Below are 21,498 nucleotides of genomic sequence, written 5' to 3' on the forward strand. Positions count from 1 at the left end.
TGCACTTGCGCCTGGGATAGGGAGGTAATGTAATCATGGATAAGGATAAGACGATGGTAAAAAACGGCTGATCTGTTTTGTGTCTCTGACATTTACAGCCAATACTTTTCGGCTTCTTCATAAATTTCGTGATATCTAATTCTTTTCGCAGTAGCCCAAAGTGCTTCGAAATCTGATAAGTATTCTCCTTTGTATAGGGATAAAAGATTTTTTGCTTGCACTTTGGTATTATGAAGCTTAAATTCTTCATATATCTTTTCAAAAAGGTCGATATCGCATGCAATTTCGTCCCGGCAGATAAAATAGCGGTTTTCCCGGTATATGACTGATTCCATTATGCCGGTACATTCAAGGTCATTTTTTATGTGCCTCAGATTTACCGCAATCAGGTTTTTAATATTTTTGGATTCCGACTCCCACCAAATGGCGTTATATATTTGTTCTTTTGTAGCCCCCTGGTCGCCTGCATCGAGCAGAAAGGCCAAAAGTTCACGTTCCTTTTTCGACCTAAATTTTAAAAGCTTTTGCCTGCTTCTGTCTTGATAAACGGTAAAGGCTCCCAATGTTTCAATATATACTTTCTTTGGTCGGTATCCGGCAAATTCTATCATCTGCTTGGTAAATTCAGGCTCTATTCCGTAGTTATACGCAAATTCCAGGACTGGGTCGTAAGCCTTCCGCAACCTGAAATATTCATAGAACCCATGGTCGGAGCAAAGCTTAAGATAACGCCCTGTCAGGCTGGTCGCCTTTTCATGATCCTTTGTCTCGATTGCTGCTCTTACAAGTACTCCGTATGCCAGCGACGCATGAAGGAGCATACCGGAGCTCTCTCCTGTCTCTATGCACAGGTTCGCACATTTAACCGCGCTCGGATAATCGGATATAGCGGAAAAATACCCCATAAGTCTGGCCAGGACAAGGCTTTTTAAATAAGCTCCCGCCCGGTCAAGATTTTCAAAGATTTCCCGAACAATGTCTTCCTTCGGGTCATCCGTAAAAATAAGGCTGTAGGTAAGACGCTGCATTTTTGCCCAATGCATCTGAAAATTAGTTTTACGGTAAAGAGGCGCATACTCGTCCGCCAAGGTAAAATACTTTACGGCGGTTTCATAGGATGCGTTTTCGCCGTTCATTTTATCAATAAAGGTATTCTGAAAGTGAATTTCAGCTGCCAACAGGTAGCCTGCCCACATTTCCTCATAGTTTCCGGTATTCCTGAGCCGCTGAAGCTCCTCCGACAGTGCGGACAGTGAACGGCTTCGTTCTCCCAGCATCTGATAAGCCTTGGCCACATAGATGCCCGTACTGTGCATACCCAAATAGTTCAGTTCATCCTCGGGAAGCTCAAGGGATTTTTCGTAATAGTAAACCGACTCCTTCATCCTGCCTGCAAAAAATTGAATTGTGCAAAGATACCTTTCAAACCAACGCATGATCTTAATATTGCCGACATGGGCGCAGCTCTCTATCATATGCCGTGCAAGAGCATAGGCCTCGCCTATCTGCGAATTCCAGCACAGGTTGTACAGCTTTTCGATGACTACAGAATATGCCAGTTCCCCAGTCGGATCGTCAAGCTTGGCGATCAACTCATCAAGCAGCCTGTTTGATTCCTCGAATGAAACGAAATTACGGAGAACCCTTGCCTTATGTATCATAGCCTCAAAATAAAGCTCCTTATCGTCTCTGTTCATTAAGGGTATCGCTGCCTCAAGGCATGCTTTGGCCTGTACAAAATTTCCGAGAACGGACAGAAAAGCACCCTTGGCCACAAGAATTCTTGGATTTAGTTCGACCGCCGCATCATTAAGCGCCCGGAACCATATCCGAAGCTCGTTGTAATTGCCGGCTTTTATGTAATCCCTGTAGCAGGCGAGGATTATATTTTCCAGAAGTTCGTCATCCTTCGAATCAATGGCGTACCGGGCCGCCCTTGAATACTGCTTATGATCAAAATAGTACCGGGCGGCTTTCTGCCTCAGTAAAGGCATTTGGTCCTTATCTCCCGTTTCCAGCAGGCCGCTTCTGAAAAGCGCGTGGTAGCGATAAAACCCGTCGCCTGTTTTGATGGTGAATATATTTCGGGATACAAGGCTTTCCAGCATGAGTCTGGTATTTTTTTTATTCAGGACATCATCCAGCATCTGTGCGTCCAGCACGTCAAAGCAGGCAGATTTTTTAAGGAAATCCACCATGTCGGAGTTCAGATTGGCGATGCATTCACGGAAAAGGTAGGCATACAAAGTTTCATTGCCGTAGGAAGTAATGTCGCCAATGGATATACCGTTCTCCAGCAATACCTGGAAAGAACGGATGGCCAGAGGCCACCCCTCCGTGGAACCGTAAATGGCGGGATCGTCAAAACCCAGGATACCGACGATTTCTTCTCTTGTAAACGCAAGCTCCTTTTGGGTCAGTTCTGTGATCTTGCCCTTTACTTTAAACGATAAAAAATCCTGCCAAGGAGCCTCTCTGCTGCCGAAACAAAGCTTGGCATTGTTAGGGAGATACTTGATCAGGTAGGTGATAAGCTTTTTGACCTCGTCTTCTTCTATGGTATGCAGATCGTCCATGATGGCGACAAAATCACCGGAAATATTTTCAATGCTGCAGATCAGTGCACCCGCAAGCATGGAGATGAAATTGTTCTTTTCGGAAAAGGGCAGGTATTCCGAGGCGGAGAAGTCAAATTCCGGGAAAGTCTGCTTTACAGCCTCGCAGAGCGTGTTTATAAAGGTAAAAATATCGTTTTCTCCGTCCAGAGAAAGCCAGACGACCTTTTCGGTGCTGTTTGCAAATTGCGACAGAAGGGTCGTCTTGCCGTGACCCGCGCCGGCATGGATATACACAAGCTTTGTTGGACTGTTAAGGACGGTATCTATTAAATTTTTGCGTACAATTTCTCCTACGGCGGCTCGGGGAATCGTCAGCCTCGCGCTTGGTATATTGAACATGCACATACACTCCACAACTAATATATGATTGGTAAATTGTAACACAAATTAGGGAAAATTGCGGGAAACATACGAAGAATTATGATAAAAAAGTCGGAATGAGAAAGTTTTAAAAAAAGTTTTGCAGTTATGTTCACGGTTTTGTTAATTGCCGGCGTTTTAAAATTATCTGAACAGTAGTATGCACTGCTGATATACAGCTTGGTCGTAAAATGAGGTGATTTAGATGACTGATATGATAGAAAATCCAGATGAGGACTGTGGTGTGGATGAGGAAGTATTTCCATGCTTAGGTAGGTGCTGCCGCAAAAAGGATGCCTTATTCATGGCTTCATATGAAAAGACTTGCCCGCACTGTGACATATGGTCCTCTCTTCCTTATGGAGCAGATCTAAAAACAGTGACTATTTTTGAATGCAGCAGATTAGGTTATGGTAAAAGGTTAACGGGATAATGGAATAATGAAATGATGTTGAGATTAAATGTTGATGTTTAAGGATAATAACTTAATATTTGTGAATAGATTGGGGGGCATAAAGAATGTTTAAAACGATTCAAAAATGGATGACTGTTGTATTGATTGTGTCGATGCTCTTCCAGGTGTTTGTTGGTGTGTCACCAGTGTTGGCGGAAGATTCAAGTGACCACATAGCAGGGCCTGAGTTTGTGCCTCTGCTGGCTGTAACTTTATCCCCTGGGGAAACGACAGGGGCCACTTCAGCAACGGTTACCGGCTATGTTTATGGGAACTTGCTTGTTAATATAACGGAGCAGGAGATTGCAAGACCCCGGGTGGGAGACACGGCCCCAACAACCGGAGATAACATGATTGCAGACTATGAGTCAGGTGCAGATATAACCGCCGGTGTTGCGGCAGGCAATTATCTACAGATTTACGATATTGATATGGAAGAAGGAGCCCGGATAGTCGCTTTTTATCAAGCAAAGCTGTCGGAAGAGGATATAAAAGAAGATATAGGAGAAGGTGCGGAAGAAGAACCTGTTGAGAGCCTGATGATGGGTACTGAGCTTATGGCTGAAGGAGGATACACTTATATAGACGATAATGGCGAGACAAAAAATACGGGGGACAAGGCTGTTACGAAAATTACCTCAGATACGGCTACTCTCAATGAGGGATGGTATATAGTGGAAGGCAATATCAATAGAACCGGTGCAATCACTGTAAGTGGTAATGTTCATCTAATCCTGGCGGATAGTTCATCCCTTACCGTCAGAGGGAGGCGGGATGATGCGGGTATCAATGTCCCCAAAGATAATAGTTTGATAATTTACGCACAATCAAAGGGGGATGAGAAGGGCTCCCTCAATGCCACAGGCGTTGCCGGCGGTGCAGGCATCGGCGGAGGAGCCGAAGGATCTAGCGGAGAGATTACTATAAACGGCGGAACAGTCACAGCCATAGCCCGTTACGGTGGTGGCGCAGGCATCGGCGGAGGAGCCCTGGGCTCTTATATCGGAGAGATTACCATAAACGGCGGAACAGTTACAGCAACAGGCGGTGACTATGCCGCGGGAATAGGAGGGGGCGAGAGGTGCGACGGTGGCAATGTGACAATTAACAACGGAACAGTCATAGCCACAGGAGGCAATGGCAGTGCGGGAATCGGCGGTGGAGGTCATCCCAGATTGAGTGGAGGTTCCGGAGGCACTATAATTATCAATAACTATCCTACAGTTATTGCCACCGGAAAAGCCGGTGGTACAGATATAGGAAATGGAAGATATAGTGTAGGAAAAACTATTATTAAGCGTGGTGATGTCAAAGGTACAGATTTAACATATGTAAGATTAGAAGTACAGAATTTGTCACTTGAAAATGAAAATAAGATAACTTTCAATGAACAAGAACATATAATCGATAGTGAAGGGATAACAGGATTTTTTGTGGATAAATCAGCACAAAGCAAATATATTAGTTTAGAATCAGCAGGACCTTTAATAAGTATAAATCCAGGGGATGTTCAAAACAGCAGAATAATCCTTAACGCCCATGACTATGCCAAACCGGTCGCGGGGTTTGGCAGTGCGCTGGATTTTCCTGAAAATTCGCAAAGGCGGATTAATGTCCCATTCGAAGATACCAAGATAGAAGGTAATTCGGATTTTACCATATCTATGTGGATTTTCCCAAGAGAAAATGAACCATACCAAACTCTATATCGCCAAGAAGGAGATGATACTAGAGGATCTTTAGGTTTAGATTTTAGATTTATTAAATATAATGACGATGAAGGATACCTATACTTTGGATTTAATGGGCTAAATTACAGCTGGCAAAATGCCTTTCCTTGGAATGACGAAATATCATTAACCAATATCACCAAGATTCCGATGAACCAGTGGACTCATGTTGTACTTACGAAGTCAGGAAAAAGTGTAATAGTTTATGCAAATGGGACAAAGTATTATGAAATGACCTTAGATTCCATGCACTTTTACGCACCTGCGCCTTTAGCGGGTAATATCAGTATTGGTGGTACAACCACAGTCAACCAATTTTTTAGCGGACGAATGGATGAAATCCAATTTTGGAATACTGCACTGAATCCTGATGAAATTGTAGCTTGGATGTACAGGGGCGTAGATAGCTCACACAATAAGTATGGTAATTTGGTTTATTACTATAAACTCAATCAAAGCAGCGGAACCACCGTTATAGATTCAAAAGGATCGTATAATGGAACCTTGGTTAATATGACAGACGGTAGCTGGGTTGTTTCGGATGTACGGGGATGGACAGTGTACGCAGGTTCAACTCTTGAAGGCCGGTTGATAGGATCGTATGACGCCGGATCAAGTAATGACGGAACTGATTGGAACCTTGCCTTTGAAATTGTAGAGCATGCAAAAAAGGGAACCGTAACCATTACCGGAGATAATAAATTTGAATATTGTACTCATGATATGAAACAGGTAGGTCATGATTCTTTTACATATAGTGTAAAAGGCCCTAATGGAAGATATTCAAATACTCAGACCGTGAACATTGATATAATACCCATTCCCAGTGCGGGAAATGGCAATTCGCTTGGTTCTCCTTCAAATTCGCAAAGTACGAATAATGCCAACGGCAAGTCCGAAACAGCTGATACGGTAACAACAACTCAGGAAGGAGATAAAACGGTTACAACCGTTGTTATAAACGATAAAAAAGTGGAAGAGAAACTGGCACGGGAAGGCAACAATGCAGTTGTAACCATTCCGGTTATGAGCGGTGCGGATGTTGTCATCGGGACTCTGAACGGCCATACCGTCAAGAACATGGAAAGCAAAAATGCTGTTCTTGAAATTAAAACCGGACAGCTTACTTATACCCTGCCGGCATCCCAAATAAATATTGACGCTGTTTCGGGGCAGTTCGGAAAACAGGTGGAATTTAAAGATATTGCGGTGAGCGTAAAAATATCTAAGCCTGCCGCGGATACTGTTAAAATCGTTGAAGATACCGCGGACAAAAGCAATTATCAAATCATCGTAAAACCCATTGAGTTTGAAATCACCTGCTCAAGCGGAAGCAAGACCGTGGAGGTTTCCAAATTCAGCACATATGTAGAAAGGATGATTGCGATACCTGAAGGCGTCGATCCGTCCAAAATTACAACAGGTGTTATTCTGAATTCCGACGGGACCTTCTCTCATGTGCCTACAGTCATTACAATGATAGACGGCAAATATTATGCAAAAATCAACAGCCTGACCAACAGCGCCTACTTGTTAATCTATAGCCCGAAAACCTTTAAGGATGTTGGAAAGCACTGGGCAGAGAAAGATGTCAACGATATGGCTTCAAGATTGATAATCAGTGGAGTGGGCAATGATTTATTCGAGCCTGAGCGCAATATAACCAGGGCTGAGTTTTCGGCAGTTATGGTTAGGGCATTAGGGCTTAGACCGGAGGAATATAAAAATAATTTCTTTGATGTCAAGGCAGGTGAATGGTATAGTGAATACATTTCAGCATCATCATACTATGGCTTGGTTAGGGGCTATGATGACGGGATATTTAAACCTGACGGAAATATCACCCGTCAGGAAGCTATGGCAATTTTAGCGCGAGCCATGGATACTACCAAGCTTGGGGAAGAGCTTGAGATAGATGCGAGCCACATTCTTGCGGCATTCAACGACAATGCTGATGTTTCTGGCTGGGCTAAGGATTCTGCGTCAAAATGCGTAAAGACAGGTGTTGTTACCGGCAGAGACAACGGCCGGATAGCTCCTCTGGACAACATTACAAGGGCCGAGACCACAATCATGGTGCGCAGGCTTCTTCTCAATTCGGGTTTGATTAATAAATAGGTGTTATATATTCACAATCTGAGGATAGCTGTAAGGAGTTTTTAAAAAGTACGATCAGGAGGGTCAAAATGAAAAAGTTACCCATATTTTTAGTTAAATTGATAGTTCTGGTATTTTTTTTAACCTGTATTCAGTTGCCGGGAGTTACAAATCCTTCTGCTTATGCAGTTACAACAGATATGGCTCAAGGCTATGAAGCATCAATTAAAGCGGCACGAGAGGCTGTGGCAAAAGAATTGTCAACCGGCATACCGTCAAGTGCAACAGTAGCCATCATGGTGGATGGCAAGATAGTTTATGCAGAAGGTTTTGGATTGAGGGACCGCGCTAAGAACCTTCAAGTAGAAACAGATACACAGTTTAACATAGGCTCCATCAGCAAAATCTTTACAGCTGCTTCTGTCCTTATATTGGAGCAGGAAGGCAAGCTTTCACTGGATAAGCCTGTCACAGACTATATTCCTAATTTTACAATGAATGATACCAGGTACAAAGACATCACCATCCGTATGCTGCTTAATCATACCTCAGGCTTTCCGGGATCAAATTTTAAAGATGGTTTTACAGCAGTAAAAAACAGAAACTACGTAGAGGAAACACTGGAAAGATTAAAAATCAGCAATTTGGTGAATGATCCGGGGAAAATAAGCATTTACTGCAACGATGGATTCACAATTGCCGAGGCTGTTATCGAGCATGTCTCAGGCATGAGCTTCCCGGATTTCCTTGAGAAGAGGATTTTTAATAAAATGGGCCTTGATAATACAAGCGCATACTTTAAAGATGGCAACCAAAATATTGCTAGAGTATATGAAAAAGATAGTATAGCGCCATTACCCGTTGAATATGTAAACATCCTTGGAAGCGGGGGAATATCTTCCACGGCAATTGATATTTGCCAATACGGAGAGATTCTTCAATCAGAAACTATTTTGAATCCAGCCATGATTGAGGAATATACCAAAGTTCAATATGGCCCCGAAACAGTCCCGGCGGGAAAGCCGATATTCAATGCGGGATTGGGCTGGGACTATGTGCAAGTCCACAAATTCAAGAATCAAGCCGTTGACGTACTGGCGAAAAATGGCGGTACACTTCAATACTTCTCCCAACTCTATGTGTTGCCCAAAGAGCATATAAATGTAGCAGTTATTTTTGCAGGAAATGCAAATCCTACAGCTGTCGCAAATGCCATATTGCAGGCCTTGTTAGAAGAAAAGGGAATTGTGAAAAAACCATCATCTGATACACTCCTTCCTCTTGATGCCAAAATTCCGGATAATTTTAAGGGTTATGAGGGATTTTATACCTCAGACAATGGCATTATGAAGGTGGAGATTTCTTCGGATAAAAATGGAATGACTCTCTCAACCTATGATGGTAAAGGTTTTAAGCCCGCAGGTGTTTTAACTTATAAAGAAAATGGCAGGTTTTATAGGCCGGATGGCATAAACTATTCCTTTGCAGAGCATGCGGAAGGAAAGGTAATGATGATTCACCTTGACAGCTCAAATGCAGGATCTGTAAGTTACGAGAAGTTAAATAATTTAAGTGATATAGACGCAAGCGCATTTTCAGGAAAGGTGTGGGTTCCAAGAAATATGGGCCAATATGATTTTTTCACAATGATGTTTCAGACCGAAACAATTCCTGAAATACCGGGATATTTATTTGTCAATGGCGGAGCAACATATATTCCGTTAGCTCTTAAAAGCCCGACAGGTACCCGGATGTCCTTCAACTATTTAAGGGATCAGTTTGAAGTCCTTCTGCAAAATATCGAAGGGGAGACATTGCTCTATAATTATGGTCATTACTACTCTGACGCCTCAAAATTACCAATTATTGCAGAAGGTGATATTCTGCAAATTGATTCTAACGGTCAAAACAAAGCAGGCAAGATGGGGTCTGGCGACCTTGTGCGCTTTTCTATTCCCGAAGGAGGAAGAATTGTGGTCTTCTCTCCTGAACTCAATTTAGCATACGACAGTCTGATGTCAGACAGCCCTGAGACCTATGTGGAAAAAGGTGCCTATATCCTGGCCGTCGGCAAATCAGGAAATACTTTTAAAATTACTAATTCTGAACGGTTTAAAGATATAACCGGTCATTGGGCAAAAGATTCCATAAATCAACTGGCATCTGCCAACATACTGAAGGGAACAGGGAATAATCTGTATCAGCCTGATAAAAATATGACGGGGCTTGACTTTTTGATACTTATCCAAAGAGCCACCGGCATAACCCCGGATAATCTTTCGGCATCTGGAGAAGAAACGCTTTCTTTTAAAGCCGAACAACCTATTACCAGAACGCAGGCTATTTCCGTCTTAGCAGATGTTATGGCTTTAACAGGCTTCGAAGCTAACCTGACCACAGAAGAAGAAGTTTCATTGATAAAAGGTTTTTCTGATTTGGAAGGTATTGACCAAGAGCTTAAATCGAAGGCGGCATTACTTATAAAACTTGGCATTTTTCAAGGAAGGAGTAATAAACTTTTGGCGCCCGGGGATACTATGTCTCGCGGGGAAGCAGCTGCAACGGTTTTGAGGATGTTAAAGAGCATACAATAGACTATAGTTCACTCTTGTAATGAAAGACCTTGAGGATGACTTTTCTATTTGATGAATATCCGCTTTGTTTTTAGTAATCCTCCTTTTTTGGGTTACAGTTCACACCCTAGCTAATTAATTATCTAAAAATGTAGAAGTTATTCACCTAAGAAGAAGCAGGATTTTTCGCACTTGTATAGATTATAATTATACATTGCTAATACTTGCAATATGCTTGATTTGGAAGTATAGTTACGGCAAGATTTATAATTTTGGGTGGCATGAGGCATGGAGTATATAACCGTGAAGGAAGCCAGTGAAAAATGGGGACTGGGGATCAGGATGGTGACGCTATACTGTACCGAGGGCAGAATAGCCGGTGCAGTTAAGAAAGGCAACCTGTGGCTTATTCCTGAAGATGCCGCAAAACCGGAGGATAGAAGACGGAAAAAAGCCTCCATTCAAGAGGAAAAGGAACCGGCGGCAGGCAAAGACAATGATGTATATGAACCAAACAAGCATGAAAACGCATGGCCTTTTCAATCGCTGTATGAAAACAAAGAGTTGTTTGTGGAGATCGTAAAGCACTTTCCCTATCCTATGCACATATGCGCACCGGACGGTACGATGCTCTTAGCCAATGAAGCATATTTAAAATTTGCTAAAATATCAAATCCCGAAAGACTGTATAAAAAGCATAATATATTGCGGAATCCCAACCTGGAAAGGTGGGGAATAAAGGACTTCACTGTGCGGGCGTTTCAGGGAGAAGCCGTTTATGCCTATGATGTCAAAGTACCGCATCAGGAGATCGTTGATCGGTTGGGAGATGACAAGGAGTTAGTTTACGGAAGCATGTATCACAACATGACTGCCTTGCCTATACGCGACAGCAATAATAAATTGTTGTTTATCGTGTTTATTTTTATCACCTCCAGATATTATCAGGACAGAGAAGAAATTATTAAAGGAAAAGAATACATAGACAATCATTGGCAGGAGGAGTTTGACATAGATAAGCTGGCGGGTATTGTTCACATGAGCAGGTATCACTATACCCGTTTGTTTAAGCAGCATGCGGGCATGACCCCCTACAACTATTATCAAGAAGTAAAGATTGGTAAGCTCAAGGAAAAACTATGTGATACCGATCTATCCATAACCCAGGTCTTTGAGGAATGCGGCGTGGATTATAATGGGAATTTGGCAAAAAAATTCAAAGAAAAGTTAGGCATGACCCCTTCTCAATATCGAACAATGATGACCCAAAAATAATACTATTTTTCATTGGATTTATGACCCTTAAGACTCATCGACGCGCAGGCTGCATATTGCGCTTACCTTTCCATCGTTTTCAGCCCTGGACGCCAATGGCAACCACCGCTTCGCTATCGCTCAGAGTGACAATATTGCATTTTTTTGAATGATGCAAAACTCTCGTTTCAAAAGAGTGGTTCTACTGCAAAAAAACCTTTTTGTTGCATAGGGTTGCATAAATATGCAAAGCGAGCGTTGGCGAAGCATGGATGCTACACCCGGCGAAGACGAGCAGGCGAAAGGGGGCGAGCGACAGGATGTCGCGAGAGCGCCACCTTCCATGGACGGGAGATTGGCGCGGTACCCCTTGAGCCGTGAGACGAGCCGTTGGTGTTGCCCATGCGTAGACTGCGAGCGGAATATTTATGCAAGCAAATGCATAATTATTACTTTTTGCAGCGGAATCAAGAATTAATATAAAAAATAGCCAAGAGCTTTCGAACGTAATGGTTCGGAGCTCTTTTTTTGATTGCAAAATCGCAATAATCACAGAAAATATAGCACTAAATGTACTATCCCCATTGACATCATTTTACATATGATTGGACTATCGCCAGTAAGTGAGGAGTGGGGCTGGTGAAAAACCACCTTTTTAACCGGCCTGTCAGATCCGTTGGAGATATTCATGAGTGCAAGAACAAACAGGAAAACAGCTGAATATCGGGAGGCTATTTTTTCCCCCATTAGTGAAAATGACGGTCAAATCACCCAGGGAGCAGTGATATTTATGAAATAGGTTTCCATGAAAACAGAGTTTGTTCAAACACAAAAATAAGGAGGGATAAAGTGTGCGAAAAGTAAAAAGGCTTCTGGCGCTGCTGCTTATAATGGCTTTAACCATTACGCAGCTGCCGTTGACGGCGCTGGCGGAAGATGTGGCGCAAGAAGAGATTGGTATTGAGACAACGGAGAATAACGAAGCCTCGACCGAGCTTCCTTTGCTGCAGTCTGTACCAGAAGAACCGGGAACTTCCTTGGGTATGAAGGCGCTTGAGAAACTGGCGGGCGGGATCATCTCCGGAATTGCGGGGAAGACCGTCAACGAGTCGTTTGCAGCCATATTCGGCTCGGATACCGGTAGAATTATCCAAGCTTTGCAAGAAATCAAGGGAAAACTGGATAACATTGAGAACCAAATAAAGGCCCTATCCGGCAAGCTTGAAGAGGGAGAGCTAAAGAGAAATCTAGATAGCTTCGCTGAATTCTTCAGCGATTACGCATCCCCCTACAATCAGCTCTGTGGTTATCAGACGGATTTGGCTGACGATGGTGAGCTAACGGATTTATTTATGCAAGACCTCTATTGGGGTAAAAACAGGAATATTGACACTGGCAGCAAGAGCGTGATCGCTGCTTCCAATGCCCTGGGCAACAGAATAACCATGGTGCTGACCAGTGGCTATAATATTTTCGGTGCCTTTGACAAACTGGAACGGCACCAAAACCACTGGGAACATCAGGGCTACGAAAAGCGCAAGGAATACAGGAATTACATCATTACTGTTTACGCCATGTACAATGCCATGGGGCAGACCGCCTGCGAGAAAGTGATCGAAGCGCACCAGGGTGACAGCTTGAGTGATAGTAACATCCGCTTGCAAGCCCAGCGGGATTTGGATGAGCTGAAAGCCAACGCCGAAAAGGTAAAGAATATGTATCAGCGCTGCGCCGTGGTTGAGCACCCCAACCTGCGCATTTATCGTGATACCACGACCGGAACGGATTTGTATGCTTTCTACGAAAACTTTTATGTAGCCCAGATGACTCCTTTAGATCTTTATTATAGGGACAGACTTGAAACAACTGAGTACATGCAAAGCATGATATGGACAAAATATCCGGTTAGACGGCCGGGTAACGGTGGCACCGAACTAATATCCTGGCAGCCATGGAGGGGCCTTTTTGAGGATATTTATAAAGCTTATGGCGGTAAAAAGACATTATATGACATTTTTTTCGATCCTCAAGAAGGTAATTTTATCAACAATGGGAAACATCTTCCCAAGGGAACAAGGTTTGCGACAGACTATTATGTTTATAAACGTGTAAATTCGACTGATTTCCAATGGAGAACGAACGTAGTAACTGATAAAGGGAAATTGAATGAAACTGTGGTTCTTGCGCGCTTAGACTTCAGTTATACTAAATCGCGATATGACAGTTTGAAAATTTCAAGCGAACAATTTTTTAGCGTTAATAGGTACTGGGGGATTGTAAATCAGGGCGCTTTACAATCCAACGATTGGCCTCCGACAAGTGAAACCGCCGGTATGATTTCCGGCATGGCCAGCTCTTATGAACTGCCCTATACCGGCAGCATCACTCTTTCCATGGAAGAAAAAGCCGGTGCCACCTACCAGTGGTTTGTCGCCAAGGGCGACGGCAAGGACTTTGAGGAGATAGCGGGGGAAACCGGCGCGACCTACACCCTGTCCGTGCTGGAACCTTCAATGAACGGCTGGATGTACCGCTGCGCCATCATCGAAAACGCAGGGACAGATGAGGAGATATCTACCCTGGCCGATCCGGAAACACTCAAGCTTACAGGAGAGGGTGTGCCTGAACCCATGACGGTTCACGAGATAGGCAGCACGAATGAATTGGCAGATGCCCTGGAGAAGGTGTCCGACGGGAGTTGGAACGGACACGAGCTGAAACTGACGGCCAATATCGATTATTCCCTGCCGATCACGCTGAGCGGCTGTAGTTTAATGATTGACCTGAACGGACATACGCTGACTGTACAGCCTGACTCGACGGCCCAGCCAAACGTCGATCCCATGAGCAGCACACCCGCGATGGCTGCAATCTATGCAAATAACTTCAGTCGGCTGAAACTGACCGGAGAGGGAGCATTAAACGTGATGACCGGAGAAGGCGTTGCCTACGGTGTCTATGCGGGCGAAGGCAGTAATGTCCAAGTAAACTCGGTGACATCGGCTGGCGGCAGCAATGCGGTCTATGCGAAGGGCGGCGGCACAGTGACGGTTGACAGCATCACGGTAGCCGGGGATAACGCATACGGCGTAGGATGCTTTGACAGCAGCAGCATTATAGTCAATGGCGATGTGAAAGTTACAGGTGTTTTCTCTTACGGCGTGTATATAGATTCCGAGAGCGGAGGACTGCAGCCTGTCTTCATCGGGGGGGATATTGCGGTAACCGGTGAAAAAAGCCGCGGGGCATACCTGGGCGCAGAGGAAGCCATTCTAAGCGTTGCCGGAAGTGTTATAGTCACCGGTGGTGCTTCTGGTGTTTCGGCTGGCAAGGGTGAAGTCGCAATCAAGGGCGATATCACCGCACCGGATTATGCCGTAAATGCTTGGCACGGCGCTTCCGTCACCGTGCAGGGCAATGTCGCTGCCAAGGGGGAAGAAGCCACGGCGGTATCCTCCTCAGGAGCCAACGTGCATATCCAAGGCAATGTGATTTCATCAGGCCAAGACGGCACGGGAATATATGTATCGGCATGGGAACTGGTTGACCCGGTCGAGAGTGCGAAAGTTACCATTGACGGCAAGATCAGCGCTGACACTCCCCTGCGGATTGAAGGCCTGCTGGTGGAGGAAAGTGAGCACACGGAAACCACTACCAAGGAAGACTATTATACCTTTACAGATGGAACCAACACTGTCTGGGCCAAGCCCGGCTCTTTTCAAAGGGCAGTCACCTATACGGTCACCTTTGCTAAAAATGGCGGGGATACGCAGGCAAGCCCTGGTGCAATAGAGGTAATCTCAGGTGGCCAGGTCGGTACGCTGCCAACGGTGCCTGCCAGATCGGGTTACACCTTCACTGGCTGGAACACGCAGGCAGACGGAAGCGGCACAGCTTTTACGGCAGCTACGACAGTCACCGGTGCTATTACGGTGTATGCACAATGGAGTAAAAACAGTACTGGCGGCGGTTCATCCGGCGGCGACCGAGCAACAAGTGCTCCTGTGGAAACACCCAAAACCGAGACCAATATTGCAGGAAATACCGCGACGGCTACCACAACAGTTACAGCTGCCGTAGACAGTAGCGGCAATGCAAGGGCCATAGTTAGCCGCACACAGGTAAGCGATGCCATCAATAAAGCGAAGGAAGAAGTCAGAAAGCAAGGCGAAGGCACTGCCGCCAGGCTTGAAATCAAGGTGCAAGCTCCCGCAGCTACCACCACCGCAGAAACAAGCATCCCTAAAGAGGCGGTAAGCCAGGCCGCGGAAGCCGGAATTGGCGTATTGACCATATCCACCCCTGTTGCCTCCATTAGTTTTGATGCCAGCACCCTGTCTACCCTCTCCGGAGAAGCAACAGGTGATGTGAAAATTACGGCATCCAAAGTGGAAGCCTCCTCTCTTTCGCCTGAAGCACAGCGGACGGTGGGCGACAGGCCAGTGTTCGATTTCAGTATTACCAGTGGGGGCAAGACCATATCCCAGTTTGGCGGGAATGTATCGGTATCCGTGCCCTATACCCCTAAAGTAGGTGAGGATACAGACGCTATTGTCATCTACTATATCAAGGAGTCAGGGGAGCTAGAAGTAGTAAGCAATTGTATCTATGACCCCGCAACGGGAATGATCAGCTTCAACACCAGGCATTTCTCACAGTATGCCTTGGGCTATAACAAAGTCAGCTTCAAGGATGTGGCTGAAAGCGCATGGTACAGCAAGGCGGTAGGTTTTATCGCCGCAAGGGAGATCACGACAGGCACCGGAGGTGGCAATTTCAGCCCGGAAGTAAAGCTGACCAGGGGCCAGTTTATCGCCATGCTGATGAAATCATATGGCATAGCCCCAGATCTTAATACTAAAGTTAACTTCGCAGATGCTGGCAACAGCTATTACACCGGCTACCTGGCTGCAGCAAAGCGCCTCGGTATATCTGCTGGTGTAGGTAATAACTTGTTTATGCCGGAAAAGGAGATCACCCGTCAGGAAATGTTTACCTTGATGTATAAGGTGCTAAAAATTATCGGTAAGCTGCCCCAGGGTAATTCCGGTAAGACCCTCTCTGACTTCAGCGATGCAGGTGACATAGCTTCCTGGGCAAAGGTTGCCATGAGCCTTCTTGTGGAAACCGGGACTGTCAGCGGTAGCGGAGGGAAGCTTTCCCCGATAAGTACGACCACTAGAGCAGAATTGACGCAGGTGCTTTACAGCCTGCTCTCAAAATAAAATGTCAGCATGTATCAGGGGATTAAACCTTACAGCATGATAACATAAAATAGCACGGATTATAACGGTCGCAGGTTCGATTCCTGTATGGCCCACCATAACTGTTTGCAAAGCCCGAAACAAAGGGCTTTTCATTTTGTAGTGAAAAATATTAAGGCCAAACTAGGTAATTGGATAATCCCTTAATATCGGGATTTATCTCTAAGGAGGGTTGCAGAAAATTTGGATTTATAACAAACTCCGTGTAAACGCAAATTTGATTACTTGAGAAACTGGTATTATTAAAAACAGAATTCCCAACTACGATTATCCGACTAAAATCAACATTCCGGGTAAGCTCCCGAGCGACATTATTCGTTATGAAGGCTCTAGCACCGCAGACTTTACAGCCGGGGTCCCCGTATGTGATATAATAGTTTATCGACGGGGATATGGAATTTATTATTCCCGGCTCACCCTGTCGCAAATATTATGCATTATGTAAAGAGCTTATTAGTGAGCGGCACAACCCCGATGAAACCGCTAACCCTGCTATACCTATGACCCCGGTCTTGTTCTACCACTGGAGTAAGGAACAGTATAAGCAGCGAGCGGGGTAAAGGTGAAGAAGATTGTAACTTTAAGGAGTAAGGAAGGATAATTTAGTATGAAAGGCCTGGTAAGAGAGCTGGGTCTTTTTTGTATTTGGTGATAAGTGTTTATTAGGAAAGTAAATAAATCTTAAAAGTAATAATGTTCTTATTTCATTCACATCGGTTTGGATTAAATTATTAGCTTGGTTTTCATAAAATGAACGAAAAATGGCGAAATGGTAAATGGAACTGGAAATAAAGAGGAAATACAAGAAAAGCCTCGAATGACTAAAATAAGACAAATGGTAATATAACGAAGATAACTAAATGAGACTTTTGCATAAAACAAAAAAATACGCTAAAAAAGAATAATCAAATCTATCTACCACAAATGGCAATACAGTTATTACCATAATGGCACAGTCGTAACGATCAAATTATGCTGGTTGCCTGAATAAAAGCAGACTACCCCCTTTAAAGTATTTCGTTCATTAAAAACCCTATATATTTAGCTTATGCAGCCAAGGATTGGGTACTGCTATCTTGGTTGACTGCTAATACAGCTGCAATCATAGTTATAGCATAGAGATAAGTGTGGGTTTCAACTTTTTGTTATTTTCCTAACGCTTAATCCGGTTTTTAACCCCAGGTTTTCTTTAAAACGACTGAAACAGCGTTCCGAATATGTATGTTTGTTGTAAAGCTTCTGCCAGTTAGCCGTACCCCGGTGTGGAGTTGAAAATACCTGTACGGCCTGCGATGCTCGTACCTTCTGTAAATCCTATACAGTTATGACTACACCTGCCATACCGGCCTGGAAGGGAAAGAAGACCCCATAAACGGGCAAAGTACTTTGGGAGAACATTCGATTCGGTTTGAGAATACAGTTTAATTTAATATAAAAGCTTTCTAATTACCAATGTATGGGGGTGAGGAGATGGCCGACTATCATGAATGGAATTTGGCTATTATAGCCTATTTTCTCCAGGGCCTGCCAACAGGATCTACTGTCTATTTAAACATGGATGAAGGGGCATTAAGTGAAATATCAACAAGGTTGAGTATTGACGGAAATGTCCAGAAGCCCTGGGAAGATTTCTATGCGGCGATACGTTCACAATGTGTAAGGAACGGAAATGTCCAATTAGGATCTATTGCTGGATTTGATGAATCTGGTATTCCGCACGGGGTTGCTTTTCTGGCTGCTATGGTCCTGGCTGCTTATCTTATGATGGATGAAGAAACTGAGATTGGTATAGTTTCGGAAACAAACTATTTTAATCGTCTTCGAACGGTGCTAGGTTTAGCTACTGATGAGAGAGGTCGCCCTTCTGGGTTGAATCCCCCGGGAACAGAAGAGATACTTTGGAATAACTGGAATGAATATTTATTGAGAAATCGGTTTTTTCCTTCTGCAGAAGCGGGTGAGGGTATTGCTCGTAAATATATAAATTATCCGCTTTCTCAAGCCCTGCTTAGGAATGCAGACCAAGAACGACTGGAACACCTATTTAACAAAGAGGAAAAGGCAGGTCGATTAGGTCGTTCTCAAGATAAGGATCGTTTAATTATATGGCTAAAAAACAATTTGCACCTGATAACATCAAGTCATTTAAAGAAGCTTCTTTGTCAAGATGACCGTCGAAGGTATAATGCCTTGTGCGAGTCAGTCTACGACGTTTATACCCAGATAGAATGGGATAAAGAATTTGTCAATAATAATTTTCATCATGGACTGGAACGACAACGGAGGTTGACGGCAGGAATATATCGAGTAGAAGATCCATTCTTCGGGGAAATAGATTATATATTATATCCTCAGCAACCCCGACGATGTCAGGTTGCGGAAATTAAAATAATAGATATTGAGGAACAAAAACATACGCTTAAGATAGAGCGCCCGGGATGGTATTATCCGTTGTGGTCGATCAATCCAGTTGGAGGGTTAAAATACACTGTAACTGGTGATCCCCGTTTTTATGAACTAATAGTACCAGATAAAGAATTTTGGATTCTTATCCGAGATCCAGAAAATGAGGATTCCGGAGTATTTGCCAGCTGGGGATACCCCGATCTCGGGGAGACTTTCCTATTAGTTTGTCGCAAGGAATATAAGGAACAGTTGGAATTACTCGCCCAGGAAAAATTAATGACATGGGATCATACCGTGGAGCTTCCTGGGGACCTTGAGGGATGGGTTGAATACCGTGAATGTATGGTTACCTCTGACAATTGGGATTGTATTATTCCTATTAATGCGGACCTTTTTGAGACATTAAGACCAAATATAAGGGCTTCAATAAGTTTGAAAAGTGGATTAAGAGTGTCACCACATTTACGTTGGCTAGAGGGGTATGGTCCCGAGTTAACTGTAATTGGATTCACTGATTCTGTGAGACTGCAGTTAACTGTGCTCGGCAATGATATGCATTCAATAACAGACGAACTTGTTGAAACTAACCAAACAATTGATTTGCGTAATCTATCACCCGGTAATTACATTGCTAGGATCCTGGAAGGATCACGAGTAGTGTCTATGAAGTCCTTCCAGATTATTGCCTGGCAGGAATTAAAATCGCAGGTTATAGAGTCGGGTATGGGGATGAATTTGGGAGCGTGTACTTTAGAAGGAGCATTAATTAGGATTAATGAATAAGCATGGGGAGGTAAATGCATGGTGGGGTAAGACTGTACGTTGGAATAAGAACTGTAGGCAGACCTGATCAGGTTCTACAGAAAATCAAGCATTCAATACAGCGATCAGGTTTAGCTAAAGTAGTACCTATCATTAAGATTGAAAAAAGAGCCGCGCGAGAATTCTATTTATTTCTGGCGGTGGAAACAAGTGATAGTGGTACTATGCCAGGACCTATCACCCAAGCACTTAAGATGGCTGGAATTAAAGGAGAAAAGATCTGGCCCTTGTCTATTGATGAAATAAAGAGAATGACGGCTTCAATGGATATAGATATACATGCTTTTAATTCATTACGGTACCGGTCTCGATGGCAAAATGAAGCCCTAAGTTTTGAGGAAATAGAAGAATCTCAAATTATCGACTCCAATAATTCGATTGATGATGATCCTGAATTGGGCAATCGTTATAATCAACTACTGTACTGGTTATCGGCGTCTGGTACTGGATCTTGGTATTCTTTTGCTAAAACCTGTGTGACGTTAGGTCTAGTAGACGATGCCCGAAAAACCCGTAATGTATTTCGCAGACTGAGGTTATTAGGCCATATGGAATGCTCCCAAGATGGCCTAAGGTGGCAAATATGCCCAAGCACTATGGTCTTTTCGCCTGGTGGTGATTTTGGCTTTCTTTGTGGACAGAGAACACCAGAATTCGAGGAACAGCTTGGACGCAAGTATCCCGTAACATATATTAATCAACCTTCTTTTGAAGGTCCGTCGGCTATTCGAATAAACATTAAAGACCAAGCATGTAATAACGATGTTGGTATTATCTGGGCCGGGATCACTTCGTTGAGTTTGGCAAATTTATTACCTGATATTAATGGGTGGAAACAGATACTTCCAATAGTGGACAGGCTCAATATACATAACTATCACTTCGAGAAATGGGAAGATAACATGTATTTTCCATATAATGATTTTGTTCAAAGGGAAAAAAGATATGAAGGGAAATCGGGACTGTATCGATTAACCCAGAATAATGCTAAACATTTGTACAGGCTAAATCTTTATTTTGATTATGAACAGCAACGTTGGCTTAAGGGAGATTGGTATGGATTACGTTTCCTTTCTGTTCATGATGAAGGTAAGAACATTAAAGCCTATTATGATAGCGAGCGATCCCATTTAGTCATTCAAAATGACCAACGTTGGCCATTGGTATACGAGAAAGCATTAGTGTTGGCTTCTGGAAGACTCCCCGAATTAGAACCCCACAAACATCTGCAATTATATCGTGAGGTGCCCGCAAAATTATCTAGTTTACTGGCCAATAAGTTAGATGTTAGCCTGGAGGTTAAAGATTATGCATGATCTTATTGGTTCATATGAAAGACTAAATCGTGTTTATCGCATGTACATAGAAAGTGCTTTTCCCCTCCGTTATGAAATACTTAATCAGGAAAGATCTAGTATATTATCTCAAACGGGTTTCTTATCTCAGCCACCACTACTAGAGACACTACCTATATACCCTTCATCCGGTAAATCATTGGAGTTAGCATGTCGACACCTTCCCCGGGAGTATCGTGATCTACCTAACTTAGCCAAAAACCTCTTTCCGGAAGGGATGGAACTATACCAGCATCAATTGGCTGCATTAGGGGAGGTCATAATGAACCGGCGGGATATCGTCGTCACCACCGGAACTGGTTCAGGCAAAACTGAATGTTTTCTATTGCCGATCCTAGCTGAGTTAGTCAAGGACTCAATATCCTGGCCGCAATGTCATCAACCTCCACCGAATAGAAAATGGTGGCGAAAAGATGGTACAAGCAGTGGTAACCGCGTAGGACAGTTTGAGCACTCAGCAAGAAACAAGGTAAATACCCATGCAGTTAGAGCGATGATACTGTATCCGCTTAATGCGTTAGTTGAAGATCAATTACGTAGATTAAGGGTGACTCTTGACTCTCCC

At 43.8% G+C, this 21,498-nt stretch carries 8 protein-coding genes and 1 pseudogene; 8 read left to right on the forward strand and 1 reads right to left on the reverse strand.

What is annotated here, in order from left to right:
* Positions 1-92: 92 nt before the first annotated feature.
* Positions 93-2,957, reverse strand: coding sequence for an AfsR/SARP family transcriptional regulator (locus SWOL_RS01510; RefSeq protein ID WP_011639748.1), 2,865 nt, complete (start codon positions 2,955-2,957; stop codon positions 93-95).
* 226 nt (positions 2,958-3,183) lie between these two features.
* On the opposite strand from SWOL_RS01510, the gene SWOL_RS01515 reads away from it, so the two are divergent.
* The 8 genes and pseudogenes from SWOL_RS01515 to SWOL_RS15195 form a co-directional block, all read left to right on the forward strand.
* Entirely contained in the window at positions 3,184-3,411 is a 228-nt protein-coding gene (locus tag SWOL_RS01515; protein ID WP_041427262.1) for a hypothetical protein, read from the forward strand.
* An 86-nt stretch (positions 3,412-3,497) separates the two neighbouring features.
* The gene (locus tag SWOL_RS13425) at positions 3,498-7,280 is read left to right on the forward strand and encodes an S-layer homology domain-containing protein (RefSeq protein WP_011639749.1); all 3,783 of its coding nucleotides are present in this window, start codon (positions 3,498-3,500) and stop codon (positions 7,278-7,280) included.
* Between the two features lie 68 nt (positions 7,281-7,348).
* The gene (locus SWOL_RS01525) at positions 7,349-9,853 is read left to right on the forward strand and encodes a serine hydrolase domain-containing protein (protein WP_011639750.1); all 2,505 of its coding nucleotides are present in this window, start codon (positions 7,349-7,351) and stop codon (positions 9,851-9,853) included.
* A 267-nt stretch (positions 9,854-10,120) separates the two neighbouring features.
* Positions 10,121-11,107, forward strand: a complete 987-nt coding sequence (locus SWOL_RS01530; protein ID WP_041427263.1) for a helix-turn-helix domain-containing protein — start codon at positions 10,121-10,123, stop codon at positions 11,105-11,107.
* An 830-nt stretch (positions 11,108-11,937) separates the two neighbouring features.
* On the forward strand, positions 11,938-16,311 hold the full coding sequence (locus tag SWOL_RS01535; RefSeq protein WP_011639752.1) for an S-layer homology domain-containing protein: 4,374 nt from the start codon (positions 11,938-11,940) through the stop codon (positions 16,309-16,311).
* A 1,509-nt stretch (positions 16,312-17,820) separates the two neighbouring features.
* On the forward strand, positions 17,821-19,539 hold the full coding sequence (locus SWOL_RS01540; protein WP_011639753.1) for a hypothetical protein: 1,719 nt from the start codon (positions 17,821-17,823) through the stop codon (positions 19,537-19,539).
* A 14-nt stretch (positions 19,540-19,553) separates the two neighbouring features.
* Positions 19,554-20,894, forward strand: coding sequence for a hypothetical protein (locus SWOL_RS01545; RefSeq protein WP_011639754.1), 1,341 nt, complete (start codon positions 19,554-19,556; stop codon positions 20,892-20,894).
* 256 nt (positions 20,895-21,150) lie between these two features.
* Positions 21,151-21,483, forward strand: a pseudogene (locus SWOL_RS15195) (DEAD/DEAH box helicase); the annotation flags it as partial.
* Positions 21,484-21,498: the final 15 nt, after the last annotated feature.

Source organism: Syntrophomonas wolfei subsp. wolfei str. Goettingen G311 (assembly GCF_000014725.1).
GTDB classification, from domain to species: Bacteria; Bacillota; Syntrophomonadia; order Syntrophomonadales; family Syntrophomonadaceae; genus Syntrophomonas; species Syntrophomonas wolfei.